Origin of the sequence: Bacillus sp. CGMCC 1.60114, assembly GCF_042676365.1 — a bacterium.
GTDB lineage: Bacteria > Bacillota > Bacilli > Bacillales > Bacillaceae_G > Bacillus_A > Bacillus_A rhizoplanae_A.
This window is the reverse complement of the sequence record NZ_JBHTHG010000087.1, coordinates 1-5,521: the sequence shown is the minus strand read 5'-3', so window position 1 is coordinate 5,521 and position 5,521 is coordinate 1. Positions and strand designations below refer to the sequence as shown.

Sequence of the window (5,521 nt, the reverse complement as noted above, 5' to 3'; positions counted from 1 at the left end):
TTATTTGGTATGCGTATTTTTAAAAACAAATAAACAAAATAGCAAGCATGTAGGCAACAAGAACGGCAGTTCGCGGGAAATCCAACCTTAGCTTGATGGGCATGTGGCGGTACCCCATCAATAAGTGATATATAATCTTTATATCCCACTACGTTCAGATAAAACAATTATCTATGCTGCTAGTGATGTGTATAAACGTTGCTTTATATCCCACTACATTCAGATAAAACATCCTTTAAATAGTCCAAATAAGATTGTGTATGCTCCTTTATATCCCGCTACGTTCAAATAAAACCACGCGCTTTATCACGTTTAAAGTAATGTAATTTTCTTTTTATATCCCACTAGGTTCAGATAAACCCCATGCACGTTTCAACATATTACCTTCTGCTGCTGTATTTATATCCCACTACGTTCAGATAAAACAGGACGCGATATTCTTGTAATTCCTCAATTACATACTTAATATCCCACTACGTTCAGATAAAACCCAGAACCACCGCCACAAGCACCGGAAACAGATAACAACTTAATATCCCACTACGTTCAGATAAAACGCTAGCGGACTTAGCAAACACGTTTGCGGGCACGTGCTTTATATCCCACTACGTTCAAATAAAACCCCTTACACAAAACAAAGCAAAAACCACATTATATCAACAGAAGCATCATATCACATTTCTACCCTTTTGCAGTGAACCACCAGTCTTGTTTCATACCAATTTTCAAAAATGGAGAGAACTCTTATGGCACAAGGGCTCACTGGATTGTGTACTCAAGAGTGATTCACTGCAAAATTTATTTTATTTATTCCCCTAATTCTTCTCATTTAATTTGTTATATCATAGATATCCCATTAAAGGAATAAATCCTCAAAGCTTTTCTCTATACCGATTACTTTCTTCTTAATATTTCGTGGATTGCTTATTTCATACAGATAAATGGAGTCTTCTATAGAGGTAATAATGTTGTCCAATTCAGCAAGACATTTCAAAAGCTGCGTTTTTGACAACTCTCCTTCAAACACAGAGTTCTACGTCCATGTCAAGTATTCCTTTAGCTTTTTGCATACTTTCCTGAATCTTCTTTCTCCGACATCGTACGTAATATATTTGTTTATGTAAAACAATTTTATTTTATTGTACCCATGCGCCGTCGCTACCTAACCAATATCCGTTAACATACGTATCGTGAGCCATTTCACCACTATCATAGAAGTAATACCATTTACCTCCAGTGGAAACCCAACCTGTTTGCATTACCCCTGAATTATTGAGGTAATACCATTTTCCATCTAACTGCTTCCACCCTACTTGCATGTCCCCACTCGGAGCGTTGAGGTAATACCAATGATTATCTATAGATTGCCAACCAGATTTCATAGCGCCATTTTGGTCAAGGAAGTACCAATATCCGTTATATGATAGCCACCCTTTTTTGAGTGTGTTTGTTGTAGGGTCTACATAATACCAAATTCCTTTCAAACTATACCAACCGCTCGGTGCTACCACAGTAAAATTCCCACCACTTAGATCCTGTTTGCTTCCCGTATTCGTTTGTCCGATATTATATATCGCAACGTTTTTATTCTGATTATCAAAAATGACGATGCTGCCCACTAACCACTTGCCTGGTCCAAAAGAATTGGTTTCTTCTGCTGTAATGTAGCCTTCGTATAATCCATTTGTAGAATTGTAATAGAGTCCTAATGGATACGATTGTTTAGGCTTATTGGCAGGTATGTAATTTGCATATATCTCTGATATATTTGAGAGATTACCATATGCGCTTCCTATACGTACGCTGACTTTTAAGGAATCCCCTATCTTCGGATTCGTTTTATCTACTGCTATATTATCTACTACATTACCAGCAGCATAAGCCACTTCATTGCTTTCAAGTGAGAAAAAGCTGATAAGGCCAACTATGGCAAGACATATGATCTTGGTAGCTATTTGTTTAAAAAAGCTTTTTTTCATTCTATCCCTCCTCTAAATAATAAAAAAAGGACAGACCTATCGCTTTATACAGCGTAGGTTTGTCCTTTTGCTCCTATTACTATATTATCTCGTTTATTTGTTAAATACAACGAATATAGTGAATGTAGTGTAGCCTTTTATCCCTTTTAAAAAGGCTGTTTTCGCATATTTTAATTAAACTTTATTTCAAAGCAACAGCAATACAAGTAGGGGTTCCACCACATTGCCATCAACTTAAGACTTTAGAAGTACTCCAAAACGATAAAGGTGAGCAAAATGTACCGAATTTTGGATTTGGGGGCATTATGCGTGCTTAAGTTGATTGGCATGTGATGCTATCTCTATAAGGGATAATATTAATAGTCTTAAAAAATAATATAAACTCAATTACTTTTATAAGAAAATTCAGTGATTTTTTTATAAATATTTATCGTATTTACAAAAAAAGTAAAATTCATTAAGTTTGAATTATATAAAAGGAAAAGGAGAGATTTTATGTTAAAAAAAGTTGTTTTATCAAGTACAATACTTATGGGAGTTTTAGGTGTATCAGCTTTATCTGCACCAGATTTAGGATCAATAAAAGCAGAAGCTGCAATTAGTGATGCAAAAATCCAAAAAGTGAACATTTTTGGAAAGAACTACTATAACGGGTCTGATGTACCTGGTTATGCAACAGGGACTTTTTATATAGTTGGAGATAATAACGTGACATATACAATTAAACAATATGAACTCAACCAACTAGTTACTACGAAAAATGTGACAACTAAAGGTTTAAACAATCCAGTGTCCTTTAATATGCAAATTACGGAGGCAAATAAATATGAAGTGACTTATAACGGAAAGGTTGTTAGCACTTTTATTGTTCGTGGACACTAAATTTTTTACTCTAAAATAATAAAGGAACAGACACTATTACAAGTGTCTGTTCCTTTATTGTTTTCTTATTCTAATTCTATTATTTTGGTGGTTAATCTTATAAAATATACCTAATATTTCTACTTAAAACTACTAAAAATATTGCCTGTAGGGGTACCGCCATATCACTATCAAGCTAAGAGAAAGTTAATACCCATAAAACAAAAAAACGTCATTCTTTCGAAAGAATGGCGTTTTTTTTAAAATACGCTTTTACAATACTTTGAATTTAGTAGGTTGTAGGCCAATCCCAACCAAGTTGTAGGAATAATCCTAAACGATCGCTGACTACCCGAATCTCACTAATTTTCTGATTGGTTATGGTAAATATGTAAATTGCCTCGTTCTCAAACTTACCATTAGTCGGTATTGGCATGCGAGGATGGCTCCCATTATGAACACCACTTTGGGTGATTCGTGTAGATTTGAAATAAAGTCGTACCGTTTGGAAAAAAGATGTATCGTTTAAAATAAAGTTATACCGTTTGGAAAAAATTTGATAAAATTGTATCATAATCCATTACATTTGGCACCGCAAACGGAACATATAGAGGGTATTGTGTTGGTGACAAGAAAATAGAATGAGTAACGCATGAAATTAATATTATTTACACTTTGCTACGGGGGTACTTATGAAAACTCATTATTATTTAGGTTGGTTTAACAATTTTTTTCCAGAGAATCTGGGTAGGGTGTTACAGGAGGATATAACTGATAGAAAATCGCTTGCTATGATTAGCTCGAATCCATTTTTTTCTGAAGATGATGGTGCTACTGAACGCTCATGGCTTGACCAGGCCGGCATTATGTTTGATGAATATCATTTAATTAATTATCGCGTACAGAAGGAAGATGCCCAAGCCTTAATTCAAAATGCTTCAGTCATTTTCTTGTTGGGTGGAAATACTCTTAAACAAAATGGGTTTTTGATGGAATATGAATTGTCGGATTTGATTAAAAAAAGCAGAGCCGTTGTGATGGGGGCAAGCGCTGGTGCAATCAACATGTCCGCTAAATGGTTATGCTCGAAAAACTTTGGCTATAAAGTTGAAATAAGCTCTGTTTACGACGGAATCGGCCTTGACAATTTTTCCGTCCTGTCTCATTTTGATCTTGAAAATAACATTGCGTTGGTTCAAGACGAACTGTCTCCCTTATCGGAAGAAATGAATATTTATGCGTCGAACAAAGATTGCGCTGTACGTGTAAAGGGAGACAAAATCGACATTTTAGGCAATGTATATTTAATTTCCCACTCAAAGATTCAGAAATTGGATGAGACGCTCTAGTTGTGGTGAATGGCTATGGCTTAACTGAATTAATTTCTTTATGCAAAGCTTCTATTTTAAACCAACAATTGTGGACCAACAAAAAAATAATCAAACTTTTTTATAAAAAATGAGTCAACTGAAAATATTTAGAGCGTGTTTTGATCAATCTTTTTTCCAAAACACGCTCTTTTCTTTGAGCATTTATCAAGGTTATTAGTATCAATTTGATCAAACTTTATTTTAAAGCAACAATTCGTGCAACTACGCGGGAGTTTTCAGCGATAAGTTCCTCAATATGAAAATGTAAGGGATTAAAGGCCGCTAACTGCAGCCTTATACCATCAAAGGCTGCACCAGGCTTATCGTCCTCGCCATAGATAATTTTATTATGATCAATTACGTCTTTAGCCATAAACTCTACTAATCTCTCAGGTTGGCGAAGATTAACAACCTTGAAGAAATTCTCTACTACCTTTTTATTACTCGCAAGCTCTGAAATATCCATCTTTTAAACCACCTTTTAAAATTTATAAGTTAATTCCCCCTCATAGGTTTATTCAGGGATACGATCCCACATCCATCAACTTAAGGATTTAGACTATTTTTGAAGTTAAAAGCACGTTACTATTCTCTTATGTTAATGAGAAAGAGTGACGTGCTTTTTATGAATATGAACCCAAAACAAGAATTATCTTTATTTGCCGAAGAGTTATATCGATATATGTCTCCTGCTACACTTAATCAATTAGCTATAGAAGCAGGCGGGATGAAACGAAAACGTAAGTGCCACGGGCACCATTTCTTATCTTTGTGTGTATGGTTAAATCAACAAGTCGCTACTACCTCTCTTACTCAACTTTGTAGTCAACTAGAAACTTCAACAGGAGTTTTATTAAGTCCGGAGGGACTTAATCGACGATTTAATTCGGCTTCTGTAGCCTTCTTTCGAACTGTATTTACTACACTTCTACAAGCTAAAATTGGAGGAGTATCTAAGATTTCTCATTCTCTTTCTACTTATTTTGAGCGGATTCGCATCCTTGATTCTACAACCTTCCAAGTTCCAGATCGGTTCGCAGCTACTTACCCTGGTGCCGGAGGATGTAGTCATAAAGCTGGTGTGAAAATTCAACTAGAGTATGACTTGTTGAGTGGAGAATTTTCTGATGTGGAAATTGAACCAGGAAAACGAAGTGATCAGGCATATAGTGCGACTCGAACAGGAATGGCACAAAAGAATGAACTGTATATTCGTGACTTAGGATATTTTCGTTTACAAGACTTTAAGTCTATTCAAGATAAGCAAGGATACTATTTATCACGTCTTAAGTTACCAACTAAAATATATAG

Annotated in this window: 7 protein-coding genes and 1 CRISPR repeat array; of the genes, 3 read left to right on the top strand and 4 right to left on the bottom strand. The window is 35.2% G+C overall.

Features of this window, described 5'->3' with window-relative positions:
* Positions 1–140 precede the first annotated feature (140 nt).
* Positions 141–622: direct repeats of the CRISPR family, unit length 25 nt; unit sequence ATATCCCACTACGTTCAGATAAAAC.
* A gap of 234 nt (positions 623–856) precedes the next feature.
* The gene (locus tag ACFQZ1_RS13555) at positions 857–1,027 is read right to left on the bottom strand and encodes a CRISPR-associated endonuclease Cas2 (protein WP_377882721.1); all 171 of its coding nucleotides are present in this window, start codon (positions 1,025–1,027) and stop codon (positions 857–859) included.
* 109 nt (positions 1,028–1,136) lie between these two features.
* Entirely contained in the window at positions 1,137–1,979 is an 843-nt protein-coding gene (locus ACFQZ1_RS13550; RefSeq protein WP_377882720.1) for an N-acetylmuramoyl-L-alanine amidase family protein, read from the bottom strand.
* A gap of 495 nt (positions 1,980–2,474) precedes the next feature.
* Here ACFQZ1_RS13550 and ACFQZ1_RS13545 point away from each other — a divergent pair, with 495 nt between their 5' ends.
* Positions 2,475–2,861 (top strand): hypothetical protein, encoded by a 387-nt coding sequence (locus tag ACFQZ1_RS13545; RefSeq protein ID WP_377882719.1) that lies wholly within the window; start codon positions 2,475–2,477, stop codon positions 2,859–2,861.
* Positions 2,862–3,129: 268 nt separating this feature from the next.
* Here the strand turns inward: ACFQZ1_RS13545 and ACFQZ1_RS13540 are convergent, their stop codons facing one another.
* Positions 3,130–3,276: a hypothetical protein gene (locus ACFQZ1_RS13540; protein ID WP_377882718.1), complete on the bottom strand. Its 147-nt coding sequence runs from the start codon at positions 3,274–3,276 to the stop codon at positions 3,130–3,132.
* Positions 3,277–3,532: 256 nt separating this feature from the next.
* Between ACFQZ1_RS13540 and ACFQZ1_RS13535 the strand changes: the two genes are divergently transcribed.
* Complete coding sequence (locus tag ACFQZ1_RS13535) at positions 3,533–4,189, top strand: Type 1 glutamine amidotransferase-like domain-containing protein (RefSeq protein ID WP_377882717.1); 657 nt, start codon at positions 3,533–3,535, stop codon at positions 4,187–4,189.
* A 217-nt stretch (positions 4,190–4,406) separates the two neighbouring features.
* Here the strand turns inward: ACFQZ1_RS13535 and ACFQZ1_RS13530 are convergent, their stop codons facing one another.
* On the bottom strand, positions 4,407–4,676 hold the full coding sequence (locus ACFQZ1_RS13530; RefSeq protein ID WP_377882716.1) for a nuclear transport factor 2 family protein: 270 nt from the start codon (positions 4,674–4,676) through the stop codon (positions 4,407–4,409).
* Positions 4,677–4,835: 159 nt separating this feature from the next.
* On the opposite strand from ACFQZ1_RS13530, the gene ACFQZ1_RS13525 reads away from it, so the two are divergent.
* Positions 4,836–5,521 (top strand): IS4 family transposase (locus ACFQZ1_RS13525; protein ID WP_377882722.1); only part of this gene is annotated, 686 nt, incomplete at its 3' end.

What these genes read in the sequence shown, in the direction of transcription:
- ACFQZ1_RS13530 (WP_377882716.1), bottom strand. Translation starts at nt 4,676, where the DNA reads ATGGATATTTCAGAGCTTGCGAGTAATAAAAAGGTAGTAGAGAATTTC.
- ACFQZ1_RS13535 (WP_377882717.1), top strand. Translation starts at nt 3,533, where the DNA reads ATGAAAACTCATTATTATTTAGGTTGGTTTAACAATTTTTTTCCAGAG.
- ACFQZ1_RS13540 (WP_377882718.1), bottom strand. Translation starts at nt 3,276, where the DNA reads ATGCCAATACCGACTAATGGTAAGTTTGAGAACGAGGCAATTTACATA.
- ACFQZ1_RS13545 (WP_377882719.1), top strand. Translation starts at nt 2,475, where the DNA reads ATGTTAAAAAAAGTTGTTTTATCAAGTACAATACTTATGGGAGTTTTA.
- ACFQZ1_RS13550 (WP_377882720.1), bottom strand. Translation starts at nt 1,979, where the DNA reads ATGAAAAAAAGCTTTTTTAAACAAATAGCTACCAAGATCATATGTCTT.